This window comes from Mycoplasmopsis cynos (assembly GCF_900660545.1).
GTDB lineage: Bacteria > Bacillota_I > Bacilli_A > Mycoplasmatales > Metamycoplasmataceae > Mycoplasmopsis > Mycoplasmopsis cynos.
This window is the reverse complement of sequence record NZ_LR214986.1, coordinates 290,822-309,645: the sequence shown is the minus strand read 5'-3', so window position 1 is coordinate 309,645 and position 18,824 is coordinate 290,822. Positions and strand designations below refer to the sequence as shown.

Here is an 18,824-nt window from a genome sequence, read left to right as displayed (position 1 = left end):
TGTTAATCTAAAAATAAACTTTCATATAATTCTTTTGTCTCTTGTGCGCTTAATTCTACATTTTGAGTTGATTTAGCAATTAATGGATTATCATCAATTAAGTCTTCAACATAAAAAATTGTCGTTGCTTGTCCTGTAATACCTATATAAATTTTTCCTGATGAAGTAGTTTTTTTAACTCCATAAGGTAAAAATTTTATTCCTATAATCTTCCCTTTTTTAAAACAATTTTGTTCATTAGGTGCTAAACGTTCTAAATATTTTTCTTTTGAAAATATTGTTATAAACTCTGCATCATCCGAATTATTAGGATAACATACATTTAAAAGTATAGTATCATCATTAATTTTTCTAGGGTCTTGTGCTAATGTACTTAAAATTTCAATTGAAAAATATTCGTCCTCCATTTGTTTTTGATTTAAAAATTTATCAACTTTCGACATACTTAAAATATGCACGTTTAAAGATATAGATTCTGTGTTTTTTTGTTCATTAAAATATTTTTTTTGATAAATCTTACCAATAAATCTAATAAAGTCCCCTGCTTGAAAATTATTTATTAATCTTGTTGCATTCTTACCAAAAGCAATTAAAGAAAAGTAAGTTGTATATGCTTCACCTGGTCTTTGAGTGTATGATGTAAATGATGCTCTTGCTGTTGCAAAAACTTTACCATTTACTGTTTCTCTTTTTTCTGGTGCATCTAAAATCTTACACATACCTTTTGCAATATTGTAGCCAAATGCTTTTAATTTTTGTGTATTATTCATTTTGCGCTCCTTTTAAAGAATTAGTTATTCCTAATTTTGCTGCTTCTTCAAAATCTCAAATTTTTGCAAATATTGGTGAAAATATAACTTTACTTTTTGTTAAACGTCCATTTCTATTTTTAACTATCGAAACGCCTAACTCTTTTAAAAGATTATCATTTTCATTATCAAGCTCATATAAAAACATTATTATATCTGCGTCTTGTTCTAAATTACCACTATCTCTAAGGTCTGTGATGTTAGGTGCTGTTGGTTTTGCTGCTGTCTTTTTTGCATAATCTCTTGATAATTGAGATAATGCAATTACTGGTATATTATTTTGCAATGCTGTTATTTTTAAAGTTCGTGAAACTATTGAAGTCTTTTCATAACGATTACCATTTATTGTTGTTTGTGTAATTTGGATATGGTCTAAAAACAATGCTTTAATTTTTATATTTAAATTACTTTCAATTTCATTTATCAATGTTGTTATCTGTTCTACCATTAAAGATGCATTATCATAAATTAATATTTTTTGCTCTTTAAGTTTTTGCGTTGCTTCTGGGTTTCTGTTTAAAATTTCTTTTTTATCAATTTCATAAAAGGTTTTTAATTTTTCACAAGTATTAAGCGCAAATAACTTTTCTACAATTTCATTTGATGACTGTTCAAATGAGATAAATAAAATATATTCGTTTTCTGATAATGTTTGCTCTATGTTATTAATTAGATTGATAAGAAAGGTTGTTTTTCCTGTTCCTGGTCTTCCTCCTACTATTAAGAATTGTCCTGGTCTTAAACCTAACAATTCATTATCGATAATGCTAAATTTTGTTTTTTTGATAATGTTGCTTTTTTTATTATCTTCTTGCTCTCATTCCGTAAGAATGTTTTTTGGTGTTTTTAAACCATCCAAATAATTCATTTTTCCTCCAAAAGGGGTAAAGATTAAAATAAAAATCCCCCTGATTTTTTTAGGGGGATTATTCACGCTACTACTTACTTCCATTAATTGGGGATTATATATATATATATATATAAGGGGTTATTATTTGGTAATTCATAATAATTATTATACACTGTTATTAATTAATTTTAAATATTTCGGTATTATACAAAACTTATCAATACTTAATAAAACTTTATTTTAACAGATTCTTGATTTTTAAATTTCTTCTTAGAAATAAAATCTAAAGTGAAAAATATCTAGGTTTTGTTCTAATTTTTTCCTACTTAGTTTCATAAATTGTTGAGAACTAACTATTTTTTAGCTTTTATTTCAAATTGTTTATTATATTTTTTTCTACCATAAACATTTTTAAAATTTCCTTTAATTGTTTTTTTATTTATTAAATGCTATATAAAAACTTTTACTTTTTAGGTATGGATGGTGATATTATTTATGAAATATAAACTATTTATAATAGCTTTAATAATATTTCTAATAAAAATAAATTTAGTTAAATTTAAGTTCATTTTGCACTCATTTTAATTTATATATCCAAGAGTTATAGCATAATCAATTTTAAGAATATGAAAATATTTTTTATATTTTTAGTAACAATAGGTTCTTAAAAACTAAATACAATAAATATCATTTAATTGGGTTTACAAACCTTATGATTAATAATTAAAATTAACCCTAAAATTGAGGGTTAATTTTAATTATTTAACAATAAAAATGTTTACCAAAAATAAGGCTTATTTGTTATTTTAAATCTTATTTTACTTTTTCTAATTCTTTGGTTTTGTTGATAATGTAGTTATTTTTTTGTTCACTTTCTCTATTAAGTTCACTTAACCTTTGATTTGATAGTTCTTTTTCTTTCAATGCTTTTTCAATTTCTTTATTAGCGCTTAAAATATTTTCTTCTGATCTAGATATATTTTTATTAATATTATCTAAATCATTTTTTAAATTCTCTAAGGATTTAGACTTATCTTGTAATTGCTTTTCTTGTTGTTGTAATACAAGATTAGAACCATTAAGTTGTTTTTCAAGCTTCTCTTTTGGTAATTGAAATTTTTTTATTTCTACAGTCGCTTTATCAAAAATCATTTGTTTAGATTCAACATTCTTTTTTTGTTGTTCAATATTATTTTGTACATCATTAATTTTCTTTGGTGCATTATTAATAGTTTGGTTTGAATCAGATATTATCTTTTTTATTTGTTCAATCTCTTTATTTAAATTTGTTAAATTCAGATTTGCATCTTCTAGATTTTTAGCTGCTTTTATATGCATTTGATCAGCTGCTTTTTTATCTTCTAATGCTTTTGAAGCAATTGACTGAGCATTACTTACTATAGTAGTTTTTAAGTTAACTTTTTCAGTTTTTTGATCTAATTTTTCTTTCGCTTGACGTTCTTGAAGTTTTGCATCATCCAATTCATTTTTTTGTTTAGCTTTGGCTTCTAATAATGCTTTTTCTGTTTCTTTTTCTTCTTGAATTGTATCTTGAAGCGCTTTTCGCGCTAACTCAAGCTCGCTAGATTTTTGATTATGTAATTCAGTTTTTTCTTGAATTAATTTATTAGAATTATCAAATTTTGTTTTTTCTTCATTATATTTTGGAAGTATTTTTTGATGTTCTGCTTCTGCCTTTGTTTTTAGATCTTGCTTTTGTGATAATTCTTGCTCTTTTTCTTTTATCGTTTTAGTTGCGGTATTTATTTTTCGCATAGCTTCTGTTTTTTTAGTTTGCGCTTCATCAATTTCTCTTGTTAATTGAGTAATGAAATTAGTTTGTTCATTTAATTCGCTTCTTTTTTGAAAAACTTCGTTAGTTATTGTTTCTAATTCTTTATCTTTTTTAGCTTTATCTTTCTTTGTTTGATTATGAAGTTTTTCAGCTTCATTAAATATAGATTCTTTTTCTTTTTTAAATGTTTCTTTTTCTTTAACTTGTGGTTCAAGTTCAGCTTTTTTAGCTTCTAATTCTTTAAGTTGAGTTTCTATTTTTTTTAATTCTTCTTCAGCTGCTGCTTTATTTTTATCAGCTTCATTAAAATCTTTTTGTGCTTGTTGAAGATGCATATTTGTTTGACCTAATTCCTGCTTTTTAATTTCAATGTTTTTTGTAGCTTGTTCGTTTTCTTCATCAGCATCATTTTTTGTTTTTAATATTTCTTCAAGCATTTCTTCAAGGTTATTAAACTCACTAGATATTATAGTATTTTGTTGCTCTTTTTCTTTAAGTTCTTCATTAAACATTTCATGTTTTTTTCTTGCTTGAGTTACTATTTTTTGTACTTCTGTTATTCGTTCAACAATTGTTTGTAATTCGGAAACTTTTCTGGTAACTTCAGTTTTTGCCGTTTCAATTTCTTGGTTTTTATGTTTTACTTCTTCTTGTTTTTTAGATTTTTCTTGTTCTAATTTATCCTTAGCTGCTTTTTTATTATTTTTAACATTTTCTTTATGGGTTGAATTAGCTCTAGCGGGAACAACTGTTTTTTTAAGATAATTATGCGCTTCAGTATCAGCCTTTGAAAATTCATTATGTGGAGCATTTTTATTTTGCAAATCAATTACTTTTTGAAAAAGTTCATCCTTTTTTGCTTCTTTTTCATCTAATTCTTTTTTTGCTTTTCTTGCTTCTTCTTCTGCTTTTTGATATTCAGTATTTGCGTTAGCGATTTTTTGATCTAATTGACTAAGATCACTTTCTAGATCTTTTATTTCATTCATTAACGAAGTTATTTTTTGCTCTAGGTTATTTTTTTCATTTTCTAAATCAGTTTTTAAAGATTGTTTTTGGGTTAATTCATTAGTTTCTTTAATTAATTCACCTTTTGCTTGTGTTTCTTTCGCTTTTGCTTGCTCTACTTCAAACTCAATGTTTATTTTTTCGTTATTTTTTTCCTCAAATTTTCTCTCTAATTCAGGAAATTTTTCACTTGCTTTTTTTGATTTAGTTTCTGCTGTTTTTTGTTTATTTTCATTATCTTTTATTGAGTTATTTATTTCATTTATTTTTTCTTGTAAAACTTTAATTTCAACTGTTTTTGTTCGTGGAGCATTTATTGCATCTTGAAGTTTCTTTTGGACATTTAATTTTTGTTGATTAAGTTCATCAATCTTTTTTTGTTCATCGTTTAATTTTTGAAATAATTTATTATATTCTGTATTCGCTTTTTCTAATTCATCTCTTTTAGGTTCTAAATCTATAAGCAGTTCAGATTCTTGTTCTATTAACGTATTAACTTCATCTTGCAATGCTTTTACTTTTGTATTTAATGAATCTAAATCAGATTGAATTTTTGCTTTATTTACATTTTTTTCAGTTAATTGCTCTTGTTTTTGTTGTAAAGTTTGGGTTAAATTATTTATTTCTGTTTCAGATTCTTGTTTTACTTTTTGAGCTTGCATTAAAACTTGATTAACATTATTAAATTTCTCATTTTTTTGTTTTAAATCTTCATAAACTTTATCATATTCACTTTTAATTTTTTCATAACTAGCCGTAATACTATTGTGTGTATTTTTTAATGACTCTAATGCAGTATTAGTTTCTTTTTCTTCTTTTTGTTTTTGAGTAATTAGTACTTCTAAATCTTTGATATTTGATTTTAACTTCTCTAGTTTAGTTTCGTTATCACTAACAGACTTAATTAAGTCTGTTACTTTTTGCTTTGCTTTTTGATATTCAGAATTTAGCTTATTTTCTTCATCTTTTAATAAACCTAATTCCATAGTTTCTTTTTCTAACGCTTGCTTCTTCAAATCATAATCATGATTCACTTTTCTAGCATTTTCAGAAGCTTCTTTTTCTTTTTCAACTGCAACTTTTATATCTTGAGTTATTTTTTCTTTTTCATTTTCTTTAATAGGTAAATCATTTGTTTTTTCTTGCAACATCTTTTTAGCATCTTGCAATTCTTTTTCTGCTGCTTGCTTTGCTTTTGTTGCTGCTTCTAATAATTTACTCGCTTCATTAAAATCATTCTCTTTCTTACTAAATTCAACAAATTTTTCATCAAATAACAACTTTGCTTGATCATATTTAGTTTTAATTTCATTATGTTCTTTTTTGGTTTTGGTTAATTCTTTTTTGGTTTCTTCTAATGAATTAGTAATATCAGAAAATTCTTTTTCTTTAATATATATTTCTAACTTAGATTGTTCTAAATTAGTCCTCACTCTTTCATTTTTGCTTTGAGAATCCCTTATATTTTTATCAATTTCTTTAATTTTTTCACTCAATATTTGTCGTTGTATTTTGATATTAGATAACTCGATTCTAGCATTTTCTATTTCTATTTCTTTTTGCTTAATAATTTCTTGTTGAGCAATCAATGCGTCCTGTTGTTCCTTTATATTATCATTTTTTGTTGCAGCATATATTATCGCTCCTCCTCCTGCAACAACTAAACTAGCTGATATTGATAAACCAACTGCTAGTCAAACCTTTTTATTTTTTGCCATAGTCTATTTTTTTATTTAAGACATATATATGATTGCATAAGTTTAAATTCATAATATTTATTATACAATGATATTTAATTTTTTTATATACTAAAATATTATAGAAATTCAATAGTATCATATATATAATAGCTAATGAAAATCCACAACTAAAAATTAATTGTGGATCTTATTTTGTGATTATTTAAATAAAAATAATTCATCATAAACTTCTTTTGAAAGGGATTTTAAAAATAATACTAATAAATCAATTGAACTTTGAATATCAAATAAAGAAGCTACACCAATAGGACTATGTAAATATCTTTGCGGAATAGAAATAGTTAATGCCGAACATCCTCCATCTGGAAATTGCAACTCAGAACTATCAGTGAATCCGCCTGCTGCTATATATTTATAAGTGTCGATTCCATTTGACTTAGCTATTTCTGAAATAAAATTAATTAACTTAGGATCAGGAATTATTCCACCATCCTTTACTAATATTGCTGCTCCTCTACCAAGAACTGGTATTCCTTCAATAGCCATAAATGTATCATGAGAAGCACATGTGTCAAGAGCAAAAGCAATATCAGGTTTTATTAAATTAATCATTGATTTTGCACCTCTTGAACCCACTTCTTCTTGTGTTGTTCCTACTAAATAAACATCACAACCTAAATCAACGTCTGCAATTTGATTAGCAATAAATTCAAGCGCCGTGATCCCTGCGCGATTATCCATTGCTTTACCACCAACTAAATTATTTTCTAAGACAATTGTTTCACCAGTTATATAAACACTATCACCTATATTGAGATTACTTTCATAAACTTCTTTATCACTTTTAAATCCTAAATCTACATATAACTCATCATTTGTCATTGCTGAATTATACTTTTCTTTTGTCATAATATGAACGCTGGTATGTCCAAAAACCCCATTAAATCTTTGTTTTGTCTTACTTGATTCTACAATAGCCTTTGTACCAATAATGCTTGATGCTCATATCCCGCCAATTGATGAAACTAAAATATTCCCGTTTTCTTTAATGCTCTTTATCATATATCCAACTTCATCCATATGGGCAGCAATAACTACTTTTGGAACATTTGTTTTTTTAGATTTTTTAGAAAAAATAATAGAACCAGTTTTATCATATGTTATTTGAAAAATATGCTTTTTTATACCTTCTTTAAGTGCGTCTGCTACTGGTTGTTCTTTTCTAGATGGCGCTTGTAATTTCATATAGTAATCTAATCTTTGAAATAATTGTTTATATTTTTGATCCATAATGTTTCCTTTACATTTTGCATATATATTTTATAAAAGGTATAAAAAAACACTTAAAAGTGTTGATTTATGGTGCCTTAGACAGGACTTGAACCTGCACGGATTGCTCCAACGGATTTTGAGTCCGCAGCGTCTACCATTCCACCACTAAGGCAAAATAACAAAAGATTAATAATCAGAATATAATCTTTTATAATTTTTTTGATTTTTAAAAAAATATGCTTGATATAACTCACTATAATTATACCCCAACATCACAAAACTACCAAGAGCAATTTCAATAGATTTTCTTATATTATCTGCTGTTGTATTATTCATTAAATTGGAAATTGAAATAAATAATTCTTTAAATTGTACATTAATATCATTATATTCATTTATAAATGGTTTAAATTCCGGATATACATTATTTTCATATGCTAATGTCAAGTAAAAATGCAGTAAATCAGCAAATTCTTCTAAAATATTTGATTTATTAATTAGTTTATTATGTTTTCAATATTTAAACGTTTGAACCTCGTTGATAAATTCACCAGCTTCAACCATTAAAGCTATAGTTCTATTTAATGTCATTTCTTTTTTAGTAAATTTTGGATTAAGAGTATTGCATTTCTTTTCTATTTCTTTATCCAATTTCTTTTGCATATCAAATAATTCAGTTAAATTCATTTCAAAATAATTATATAATTTTCTTTAAAAATTTTATTTATAAAAAAGTGCCATTCGGCACTAATTTTATTCTTCTACAACAGTAGCTGTTTCTTCATCGGAATTTTTTGATGAATCATTAGAATCAGACGATTGTTTTGCATTTTGTTGAGCAGCAAAGTTTGCAAAATTACGCATCATATTTTCAACTTCATCTAATTTAGTTTTTAAAGTTGCATAATCCTTTTTATCAATTAATTCTTGAAGTTCTTTAATTAATTTTTCTGATTCTTCTTTAGTTTTTGCGTCTAATTTATCACCTTGTTCTGCGTTTGCTTTTTTAATTTGATCAATTAATGATTCAGCTCTAACTAATGTTTCAGCTTCTTCTTTACGTTTTGTGTCTGCTTCTTTATTAGTTTCTGCTTCTTTAATCATTTTTTGAATTTCTTCTTCTGATAATTTAGTTGAATTTGAAATTGTAATAGTTGCATCTTTATTAGTTTTTAAATCTTTTGCTGTAACAGTGGTAATACCATTAACATCTATTGTAAAACTTACTTCAATTTGTGGAACACCTCTTGGAGCAGGTTCAATACCCCCCAAATTAAATTGACCTAATGATTTATTATCAGAAGCCATTTGTCTTTCACCTTGAACAACTCTAATAGTTACTTCAGTTTGATTATCTGATGCAGTTGAAAATATTTGACTCTTTGTTACTGGAATTGTTGTGTTTCTTGCAATTAATGGAGTTGCTATACCACCCATTGTTTCAATCCCAAGTGTTAAAGGAGTAACATCTAATAATAAAATATCATCGATATCACCAGCTAAAACAGCACCTTGAATTGCAGCACCAATTGATACAACTTCATCTGGGTTAATTGAACGGTTTGGTTCTTTACCTAAAGTTCTTTTTACCATATCTTGAACAGCTGGCATTCTTGTTGATCCACCAACTAATAATACTTCATGCAAGTCTTTTGCAGTAATGCCTGCTTCTTTTAATGCATCTTCAATTGGCTTACGTGTTCTATCTAATAAATGAGAAGTCATTGATTCAAACTCACTACGTTTTAATTCTAATTCAACATTTAATGGACCATTTTCTGTAACAGCTAAAAATGGTAAGTTAATAATAGCAACAGATTGAGATGATAAATCAATTTTTGCTTTTTCTGCCGCTTCTTTTAATCTAGCTCTTGCCATTTTATCACTTGAAACATCATATTTATGTTCTTTTTTAATTTTTTCAGAAATTCATTTCACAATTTCATGATCTCAATCATCACCACCTAAATGATTATCACCACTAGTTGAAAGCACTTCGAATGTACCATCTTCTAGTTCTAATACTGAAACGTCAAATGTTCCACCACCAAGATCATAAACAAGAACTTTCATTGATTTATTAGTCTTTTCAAGACCAAAAGCAAGAGCAGCAGAAGTTGGCTCATTAATAATTCTCATGACTTCTAACCCAGCTATTTTACCAGCAATTTTTGTAGCTTCACGTTGTGCATTATCGAAATACGCAGGAACTGTAATAACAGCTTTTGTAACTTTTTTACCCAACTTAGTTTCAGCATAATCTTTCATATATGATAAAATCATTGCTGAAATTTCTTCTGGTTTATAATCTTTATTATTAACATGAACTGTTTTATCAGTACCCATTAATCTTTTAATTGAACTTACTGTATTTGGATTTGTTTCAATTTGACGTTTTGCAACATCTCCAACAATTACTTCGCCATTTTTAAAACCAACAACTGATGGTGTAGTTCTTTTTCCATTCGGATTTTCTAATACAATAGTATTTTTTCCTTCAATTATAGAAACAACAGAGTTTGTTGTACCTAAGTCAATACCTAAAATAATTTCTTTTGCCATATTTTCTCCTTAAAACTTTAATTTAAATCTTAATTACCTTGTTACCACTTTGAATAACATATAATAATTATAACATATTTTTAGCAGTCAAATAATTTAATTGCTAATTTTTTTAGATAAGATTACACTTGCTGGTACAACTACACGTCCATTAAGTGAAAATCCTAATCTAACAACTTTTAAGATTTTATTATGTGATTCAGAATCTTCTTTGAAATCTATTGCTTCTTGGAATTCTGGATTAAATTCAGTATTTAATTCAGGTCTTATTAATTGAACTCCATTTTCTTCAAGAAGATTTTCAAATTGTTTTGATACAATGTTAAAACCCAAACAATAATTTTGTACTTCTTGGGTTGGTGAATTTTGTCCAGCAGAAATTGCACTTATAAAATTATTAAAGGGAATAGCGAAACTTTCCAAAAAGGATTGTAATGCATATTTTTTAATTTCGTTTTTTTCAACAATTAACTTTTCATTATATTCAGAAGTTACTTGTTCAATCTTTTCTTGGGTCTTTTTAGAGAATTCACTTGCTTTATTTTTAAATGTATTATTAATATTATAAATTTCTAATTCTTTTGTAGCTAATTTAGTTTCTAATAATGAAACTTGATTTTTTAATTTTTCAATCTCTTCATAATTATTATTAGAAATTAATTCAACATCACTTAATTCTATAATTGATTTCTTACCTGCAATTTCTGCAATAGAATAATTTTTAGGAAAAAATACCTTAATTTCTAATTTTGATTTTAATTTTCTTCCAATTAAAAAATCATCAAAATTAGGTAGATATTGATTTTTTCCAATAACAACTTCTTGTTCTTTTGTATAGTTTTCTAGCTCTACACCATTAACAAAAAGTTTAAATTTTGCTTTTAACTTATCATTATTCTTAATTTTTATTTGATTCATCTATTCTCCTTTTTTATTATTAATTTCTTTTAAAATTTCATCAAGAGCATTAATAGCTGTCTTCATCTTATCAAAGTCCGAATTCATTGCCCCGACAACTGAAATTTCAGTAATTTTTGAGTTGCTTTCAATTCTTTTTGACATATATGTTCCTGTATTGTCTACTGAAATTTTAATATTTTCTTCTTGATCTGCTTGTTCTTGTATTTTTTCTCAAACAGAATGTTTTTCAACAAGTTGTATTAAGGTATTAAGGTCTTCTCGCTGAATTTGATTGCTTAATATAATATTATTTTTTCCATAAATTTTTTTATTCACATTTTCTTGGTTTAAATAAGTATCAAATACTTGATTTACAATTGAATCAATAATTGATTGATAATTGTTTACAGATTTAGCTAAAATATCTTTTAATAATACAACTCTTTGTGATAATTCTTTTAGAGGTGAATCGATTAATCTTTCTTTAAATATTCTGACTGCTACTTTCAAGTCGGTGACAGGAATAGCAGATGAAAAATTAACAATTTTTGAAAATACTTCACCTGTGGAAATAACTAACACTACAGTTGCTTGCTGGACTTGAATTGGAACAATATCAATACTTTTTAATAAAGCATCTTTTGTAATTTCATTCGTTACAAGAGTTAATCCAGTTATTTCTGAAATCACATTAGCAGCCTCTTCAACAGTATTATTAATATCAATATGTTTTTGTTTTAAGATTTCATCAATTTTTTTTCGCATTTTATCTTCTCAAGTATGTGATAGATATTTTGCATAATAATTCAATCCCTTGACTGTTGGTGTTCTACCGCTAGAATTATGCGATTTTTGTAAATACCCAAGTTTTTCAAGTTCGTTCATTATGTACCTTATTTTAGCACTAGAACAGTGTAAATAATTTTGATACTTAGTTATTAAATTCGAACTACTTATAGGTTGAGCATCTTCAATATAAGACATCACTGTGTATTTTAAAATAGGTTCTAACTTCTTATTCAGTCTTTGTTCCATATTCAAATTATAACATAAAAAAATATTTTTTAGCAATTAAATTATTACATTGCTAAAAAATAAAAAAATACCCATTTGGGTACTTCTTTTAGCTTGTTGGTGAGGTTTTATTATTTTCAATAATATATTTTAATGAATAATATGTATGAACTAACTCTAATCTTGGTTTATTTTGTTCAACTCCTAAAAGACCATTATAAACTGATTCATAATAAAGACCATTTATTAAAGCTTTATCAACTGATCATAATAATTTTGAAATTTCTAATTTAGTTGATGTCGGAGATGAATTAGTAACTTCATTAAAATAATAATCTTTTCTATTTGAACCAACTATAGAACTTAGGTTAAAAAATGTTGCAATTATATTGTTTCTTAGCTCAATTAATTTTGCTTTAACTTTTTCTTCATCTTTTGTTAATGTAAATGTTTTTGATGTTTCAGGAATCTTAGCATAAATGCGATAAGTTGATTCTTTTGTTACCTTATCTCTTATTATTCTTATAGTATTAATAACATATTCTGAACTTCTTAGTTTAGCATCTTTAGGAACAACAGTAGATTTTAATGGAGAAAAAGGTTTAAATAAATTTATATTTGTTGGTTCGGGATCCCTGTATTTATTAAGCAACATAGTAATTTCATTTTTAAAATTATTTATTTCTTCTTTTGTGCTTGCTTTTGAAACTTTTTCTTTATATAACAAACCTTGTTTTGGCTCATTTTTTTCTAATGTTTTAAGACTATTTTTTAATTCAATAGAATCCTTTAATTTTTTCACTTCATCTGCATATAATTTAGCAGCATCTTTAATAATTTCATAAAGTGCATTAAAGTCTTTAATTTCTGTATTTAATTTATCAATAATGTTTTTTGCATTTTTTTTATTAAAGGTTCTTTTGACTACATCTATTAAGGATTTTTTTAAATTTGCAAGTTGTTCAGTTGACAAATTCAATTTAGACTTAGCATTATTAAACAAATTATCAAGTTTTTCATTAGTATTAGCATTTTCTAATTGTTTTTGTAGTTCCTTTTTATCATTTTCATTAGTTAAAATAGAAACAATTGCCTTAATTACTAAAACTTCTGAAAACTTATTTTTTTGTGTTTCATATATTTCTTCACTAAATTTTTGATTTAAATATTCCTCAATCTCTAATTTTATAGCTTTTAATTCTAAATATGATAAATTATCAACATTTTTGCTTGAAAAATATTTTTCCTTTGTAGGATCTGTCACTTTTTTGAGAAGATCATTAATAATTTGTTTTAAAGTAGGGAGTTTATCCTTCGCAACTTTATTAAACATTTCTAAAAGTTTTGCCTCAATTTTAGATTTTTCAGTAACTGAATTAGCATCTTGAATCATTTTATCAATTAATACTTTGCTTTCATCCGAAATATCATTATACATCTCAGAAGTTTTTAAAGTGTTCAATTCGCTAATAACTTCTTTTTTAATTTCATTTTTTATATTTGATAATTCTTCTTCAGTTTTAGCAAGTGATATTTTTGTTTGCATTACTTCTATAATCGCATTGTTTATTGCTGAATTTTTCAAATATTCTTTAGTATTTTTTACTTCTACATAATAATTTAATTCCTGTTGCATCTTTTCAATTTCTTGATTAGTTTTTGATTGTTTTAATTGATTTGATAAAATTGTTTTTTTAGCTTTATCTAAATCTAAGGTAGAAATAATTTTTTCTAGTTTTTCTTTTCTTTTCGTTATTGGATTAGTATCATCTTCTTTAGTTGGATTACAGCTAATAACAGATGATAAAGCCGCTAAACCAGTTAAAGAGAAAAGAAATAATTTTGCTCTTTTTTTCATAGTTTTCCTTTTTTATCTAAGAGCGAATTAATACTTTCCTTGCTTTCAGCTTTCAACTTCTTGTTTGGTTCCTAAAACAAAGTGATCATCATTTATTTTAATTCACTCTGGTTGATTTTCATGAGTATAATTATGCATTTTTGGATCATATACATATCCAATTAAACGACCTTTTTTGCTCTTTATTGATGGTACAGCATCTAAAAGACTCTTGGTATATGGGTGTAATGAATGTTTCATTATTTCTTCAGTTTTACCAACCTCTAATATTCGACCTTTATTCATAACCGCTATACGATCTGATATATACTCAACCATACGTAAGTCATGAGCAATAAATAAAATAGTTAAATTATATTTTTCTTTTAATTCATTAAAAATATTAACAACTTGAGCTTGAATAGAAACATCTAATGCGGAAATTGGCTCATCAGCAATCAATAATTGTGGTCGTAAAACTACAGCACGAGATATACCAATACGTTGTTGTTGACCACCAGAAAATTCTAATGGATATCTTCTTAGTACAGATTCATCTAATCCAACAGAAATCAAGATATCTCTAACAAGTAATTTTCTAGCTTCTTTTTCAGTTAATTTATTCATTTCTAATCGTTCAAGATGTTTTGTATTTAAAATTTCTAGTGCTTCTATTAAATTATATTCTTTTATTTTATTAATAAGTTTTACATATATAGATTCATATGCTACAAATTCGTTTTCATAAACTTCTTTATTTAAGGTTTTTAAATATGTTCCGTAAAATTCATTTTGATATTTTTCAGGATCAATCTTTTTATAAACTTCTTTTAATGTTGCTTGATCATTATTATAAATTCAAATTTCTTTGGCTTTTTTAGTATTTTTTAATCCCTCTGAAACAATTGTTTCAACATTAGCATGTGGATTCAATGAATTAGCCGGATCTTGAAAGATCATCTGCAATTTATTCACTAAAAAATTATCTATTTCTTTATATTCTTTTAACCTTTTGCCAAACTTAAAACCTCGAAAAAGCTTTTTTGGTAGTACTCTATTAAGAAGTTTAATTTCACCAAAACTATAAGGTACTAAACTAACTAATGATCTTCCTAAAGTACTTTTTCCTGAACCTGATTCACCTACAAGTCCCAAAACTTCTCCCTCATAGATATTTAAATTAATATCTGTAACGGCTCTAAAAGCTTTTAAACCTGAACCATATGTAATATCAACATTCCTTAATGAAGCTAATATATTTTTATCCTTTGGAGTTTGTAACATTTGTTCAACACCTTTTGTTTGGTATCTTACATGTTTAATTTTTCTGAAAGGAAACTTCTTTTCTACATAGGTAACAGTTTCTTTATTTATTTGTTGATCCATGTTCATCTAAATATTCCTTTCATAATTCTTGTATTAATTTTGGCGGATAGTATTTTTGACTCTTTTCATCCAATAATGCAGATTTAACACGATGTGTTTCTGATATTCAATAAAAATTTGGTTCTTTTTCTAAATCTATACCCAAAGCATAATCATTTCTAATCGCAAAAGCATCACCCACAATATTATTAAGATTAGATGGGACGCTCCCGCGAATAGTGGATAATCTTTTCCCTTTATTAACATCAGGCATACTTGATATTAAACCTCATGTATATGGGTGTTGTGGATATCTTAAAATTTCTTCAGAAGTACCTTCTTCAATAATTTGACCAGCATACATAATTGATATATAATCCGCAATAGAAGCAACGACTCCTAAATCGTGTGTTATAAATACAATTGACAATTTTAGTTTTTCTTGTAATTCTTTAACAATATCCAGAACTAATGCTTGGACAGTTGGATCAAGTGCAGTTGTGGGTTCGTCCATTACTAAAATTTTTGGTTCTAAAGCAACAATCGCAGCAATTACAACTCTTTGCACCATACCACCAGACATTTCATGTGGATAAAGTTTCATCACAGCTTCAGGGTCATTTATTTTAGTTAATTTTAAAAATTCAACAGCTCTTTGATATGCTTCTTTTTTATTTTTAACCACTTTGTTTAAAAGCATACCTTCCATAATTTGAGTCCCAACTTTCATTGTTGGATTAAGTGTTGACATTGGGTTTTGGAAAATAGCTGAAACAATTCTTCCTCTATAGCGAGATTTTTCTCAATCATTAAAACTAAAACTTTCTACATTATTATTGTAAAGTTTAATCTCTCCTGAATCAATCACAGCATTATCACCAGTTAATCCATATAATAATGATGTAATAACTGATTTTCCAGAACCTGATTCACCAATTACAGCATGAACTTTACCTTCATATATTTCAATTGACGGTCCTCTTAAAACTTTATTTTTTTCACCGGGAACCGCTGGATTTAAAAATGACAAATAAATATCATTAATTTCAGCTGCTATTTTTAATTTAGTACCATCTTTAAATTCTTTATACTTAACATTTGCATAAAATTTATCTCAATCAAATTGCTTTTTAGTTTTTGATACAAATTGTCTTTTTAACATTTTTAAAAATGTTTCTTTATTTTTATGCTGCTTATTACAACTACATTCAATAAATCTTCCTAAATATTTTTCAATTTTACAAATATTTGTTTTATGAAGCGCTTCTGAATCATTAAGCAATACAACATCTTGAACCTTTACAACTTTTGGTTTATGATAGACACTATTTTCTGGTCCATAAAATTCTTTTTCACTTATAAAACTATTGTTTATTTCATTAGAATTTTTTATACAATGTTGTTGCAAATGTGATTCTTTATTGTTAAATTCACTAACTATTATTTTTTCTTGATCACTATGTACAAATTCAAAAACCTTGATAATTTCTGAATCATTTGGTATTTTGGTTTCTAGTGTTTCTTGATCAATTTTTAATTGATCTTTTCTAGAAGATAAAACATCATTAAGATCTTGTTTTGAATCTAAAGTATCTGGTTTTACTGAAACATTGTTATTAGAAACTTTTTTCATTGTTTTATCTCCTTTTATCTTTGCCTTCTTAAAGCGTCTTGCACACTAGCGCCAATTAATTGAACACTTGTGGTTATTAAAATTAGTATAGTTGATGGAACAAATACATATCTTAAATATGTTGGGAATTGCTTTTGTCCTTCTGAAATTAAGTTACCTAATGTAGAAGTATCATCAATAGCTAGACCAATAAATGCTAATGATGTTTCAGAAAGAACAACACCAGGAATAGTGAATACTAATTGAGTAATCAAAATCGGTAAAACAACAGGGATATAGTTAAATAAAACTTTATATGTTGGAGTACCTAAAACACGTGATGCTGAAACTCATTCGAAATGTTTAGCTCTTTTGACTTGTGCTCTCATTTGATTAGCCATTCCAGTTCATGATGTTAATGATAATGAAAAAGTTATAACTCAAAAACTAGGACTAACTACTATGGTCATTAAAATTAATATTAATATAGTAGGAACAACAGAAATAACTTTTATGAAAAATGTGAAGAATTTATCAACACGCTCAAATTGCCCCATCATAATTCCGATTGTTAAACCTATAACAACCTCTATAATAGTAACAACAATTGCTAAGGATAATGAATATCTTAATCCATGTCAAAGTCTAGCTCATAAATCTCTACCTAAATTATCAGTTCCTAAAATGTGGTAACCATTATTAGTATCAGTTTGATTAAAAGTTAAATAACGGTTATGTACATTTGTAGTTTCTGGATTTTGAGTAGTTAAAGGTATTATTAAAGCAAGAATAATTAATAAAACCAGCAAAACAAATCCAAAAACACCAGCAAAACTTTTTGAATATCTATAAACAAACTCTTTAAAAGGTTTCGCTTCAGATTTCATATGTAAGTTTGTTGAAAAATCCAATGTTTTTCCAATAATTTTTCAAGCCTGATATTGAAAAGGTGCTATTAATGGGTTGGGCGCTGTATTTAAAATAGCAGTATTTGTATCACCTAACTCATGTCTCTGTTTTAATTTTAAAACATAAGAATTAAATTTATCCTTAATAGATTTAGCCATTAAGCCCCCTTTCTTCTGACTCTAGGGTCGATTATTTCATATAAAATATCACGAGTAGCATATGAAACGATTGTTAATAGTGCAAACATTATAATTAAGAACAAAATTATATTGTAATCTTTTGTTTGGATTGCTTGAAGTAATGTAGCTCCTGAACCAGGTATAAAAAATATTTGTTCAATAAAAATACTTCCAATAAATGAACCAAATATAACTGCTGGGAAAAATGTTGCAATCGGGAATAAGGCTGGTTTTAAAGCATGTCTTCAAACAAACCTATTTTTTGATAAACCTTTTAAGTAAGCAAATTTAGCATGCACTGAATTTAATTCTCTATTTAATTCAGTTCTAATGTATTTAATATAAACAATAATACTTCCTAATGATAGTGCTAGTCCAGGCAAAATATATGTTGTCAAATTACTTGCGTTAAAAATGTATGGTAAATTAACTAATCTTCCTAAAAATACTAAAACTAAAGCGAAGATAATTGATGGTACTGATGAAAAGATACTTACTAAAACAGTCGAAACGTTATCTACTATTCCGCCAGGATTTTTTCCAACTCATATTCCAACTGAAATACCAATAACAACAGTTAATATTACTGAAAAAATTCCGACTAAAAATGACTTATAAAATCTAACTCAAATAAAATCACTAATTTCTCTCCCGGGAAAAAGCGAAATTGATATTCCAAAATCACCTTTAAATAATCCAGCTAAGTAATTAAAATATCTTTGCACTATCGGTAGATTAAGTCCATATTTTGCTTCAATTGATTTACGCGCAGATTCATCTAATCCTGAAATTAATGAATTAGAACCAGGAACAATATTGATTAAAAAGAAAGTTATTGTCACAACTATTAAACCAATAATAAAAAATTCAATCATAATTTTAATAAAGTGAAGTAGACTTTTTGCTAACGCTGAATCAAATGAAAATATTTTTTCAAATAATGAGAATTCTTGATTTCTTTTAGTTGTAAAATATATTTCATTCAGGTCAACTTTTTCTTTTTGAAACATTA

General features: G+C 26.3%; 13 protein-coding genes and 1 tRNA gene. All 14 read right to left on the bottom strand.

Going from position 1 to position 18,824, the window contains the following annotated elements:
* Positions 1 to 2: 2 nt before the first annotated feature.
* Positions 3 to 770 (bottom strand): single-stranded DNA-binding protein, encoded by a 768-nt coding sequence (locus EXC48_RS01790; RefSeq protein WP_129720540.1) that lies wholly within the window; start codon positions 768 to 770, stop codon positions 3 to 5.
* Positions 763 to 1,677: a DnaB-like helicase C-terminal domain-containing protein gene (locus EXC48_RS01785; protein ID WP_165035627.1), complete on the bottom strand. Its 915-nt coding sequence runs from the start codon at positions 1,675 to 1,677 to the stop codon at positions 763 to 765. The genes EXC48_RS01790 and EXC48_RS01785 overlap by 8 nt, the downstream gene beginning before the upstream one ends.
* 795 nt (positions 1,678 to 2,472) lie before the next feature.
* Positions 2,473 to 6,180 (bottom strand): hypothetical protein, encoded by a 3,708-nt coding sequence (locus EXC48_RS01780; protein ID WP_129720538.1) that lies wholly within the window; start codon positions 6,178 to 6,180, stop codon positions 2,473 to 2,475.
* A 180-nt stretch (positions 6,181 to 6,360) separates the two neighbouring features.
* Positions 6,361 to 7,452, bottom strand: coding sequence for a zinc-binding metallopeptidase family protein (locus tag EXC48_RS01775; RefSeq protein WP_129720537.1), 1,092 nt, complete (start codon positions 7,450 to 7,452; stop codon positions 6,361 to 6,363).
* Positions 7,453 to 7,522: 70 nt separating this feature from the next.
* Positions 7,523 to 7,606: transfer RNA gene (locus EXC48_RS01770), tRNA-Leu, on the bottom strand.
* Positions 7,607 to 7,620: 14 nt separating this feature from the next.
* Positions 7,621 to 8,121, bottom strand: coding sequence for a dUTP diphosphatase (locus tag EXC48_RS01765; RefSeq protein WP_015287161.1), 501 nt, complete (start codon positions 8,119 to 8,121; stop codon positions 7,621 to 7,623).
* Positions 8,122 to 8,187: 66 nt separating this feature from the next.
* Positions 8,188 to 9,996 (bottom strand): molecular chaperone DnaK, encoded by a 1,809-nt coding sequence (dnaK, locus tag EXC48_RS01760; protein WP_129720536.1) that lies wholly within the window; start codon positions 9,994 to 9,996, stop codon positions 8,188 to 8,190.
* A gap of 96 nt (positions 9,997 to 10,092) precedes the next feature.
* Positions 10,093 to 10,914 carry a nucleotide exchange factor GrpE gene (gene grpE / locus EXC48_RS01755; RefSeq protein WP_015287159.1) on the bottom strand — a complete coding sequence of 274 codons (822 nt, stop codon included), beginning with the start codon at positions 10,912 to 10,914 and terminating at the stop codon, positions 10,093 to 10,095.
* Complete coding sequence (locus EXC48_RS01750) at positions 10,915 to 11,931, bottom strand: heat-inducible transcriptional repressor HrcA (protein WP_041593757.1); 1,017 nt, start codon at positions 11,929 to 11,931, stop codon at positions 10,915 to 10,917.
* A gap of 88 nt (positions 11,932 to 12,019) precedes the next feature.
* Positions 12,020 to 13,768, bottom strand: coding sequence for a hypothetical protein (locus EXC48_RS01745; RefSeq protein ID WP_129720535.1), 1,749 nt, complete (start codon positions 13,766 to 13,768; stop codon positions 12,020 to 12,022).
* 27 nt (positions 13,769 to 13,795) lie between these two features.
* Positions 13,796 to 15,139, bottom strand: a complete 1,344-nt coding sequence (locus EXC48_RS01740; protein WP_318026623.1) for an ABC transporter ATP-binding protein — start codon at positions 15,137 to 15,139, stop codon at positions 13,796 to 13,798.
* A complete protein-coding gene (locus EXC48_RS01735; RefSeq protein WP_223216332.1) occupies positions 15,114 to 16,274 on the bottom strand; it encodes an ABC transporter ATP-binding protein in 1,161 nt (386 codons plus the stop codon). Before EXC48_RS01735 ends, EXC48_RS01740 begins: the two co-directional genes overlap by 26 nt.
* 485 nt (positions 16,275 to 16,759) lie before the next feature.
* Positions 16,760 to 17,791 (bottom strand): ABC transporter permease, encoded by a 1,032-nt coding sequence (locus EXC48_RS01730; RefSeq protein WP_015287152.1) that lies wholly within the window; start codon positions 17,789 to 17,791, stop codon positions 16,760 to 16,762.
* Positions 17,791 to 18,822 (bottom strand): ABC transporter permease, encoded by a 1,032-nt coding sequence (locus EXC48_RS01725; RefSeq protein ID WP_129720532.1) that lies wholly within the window; start codon positions 18,820 to 18,822, stop codon positions 17,791 to 17,793. The genes EXC48_RS01730 and EXC48_RS01725 overlap by 1 nt, the downstream gene beginning before the upstream one ends.
* Positions 18,823 to 18,824: the final 2 nt, after the last annotated feature.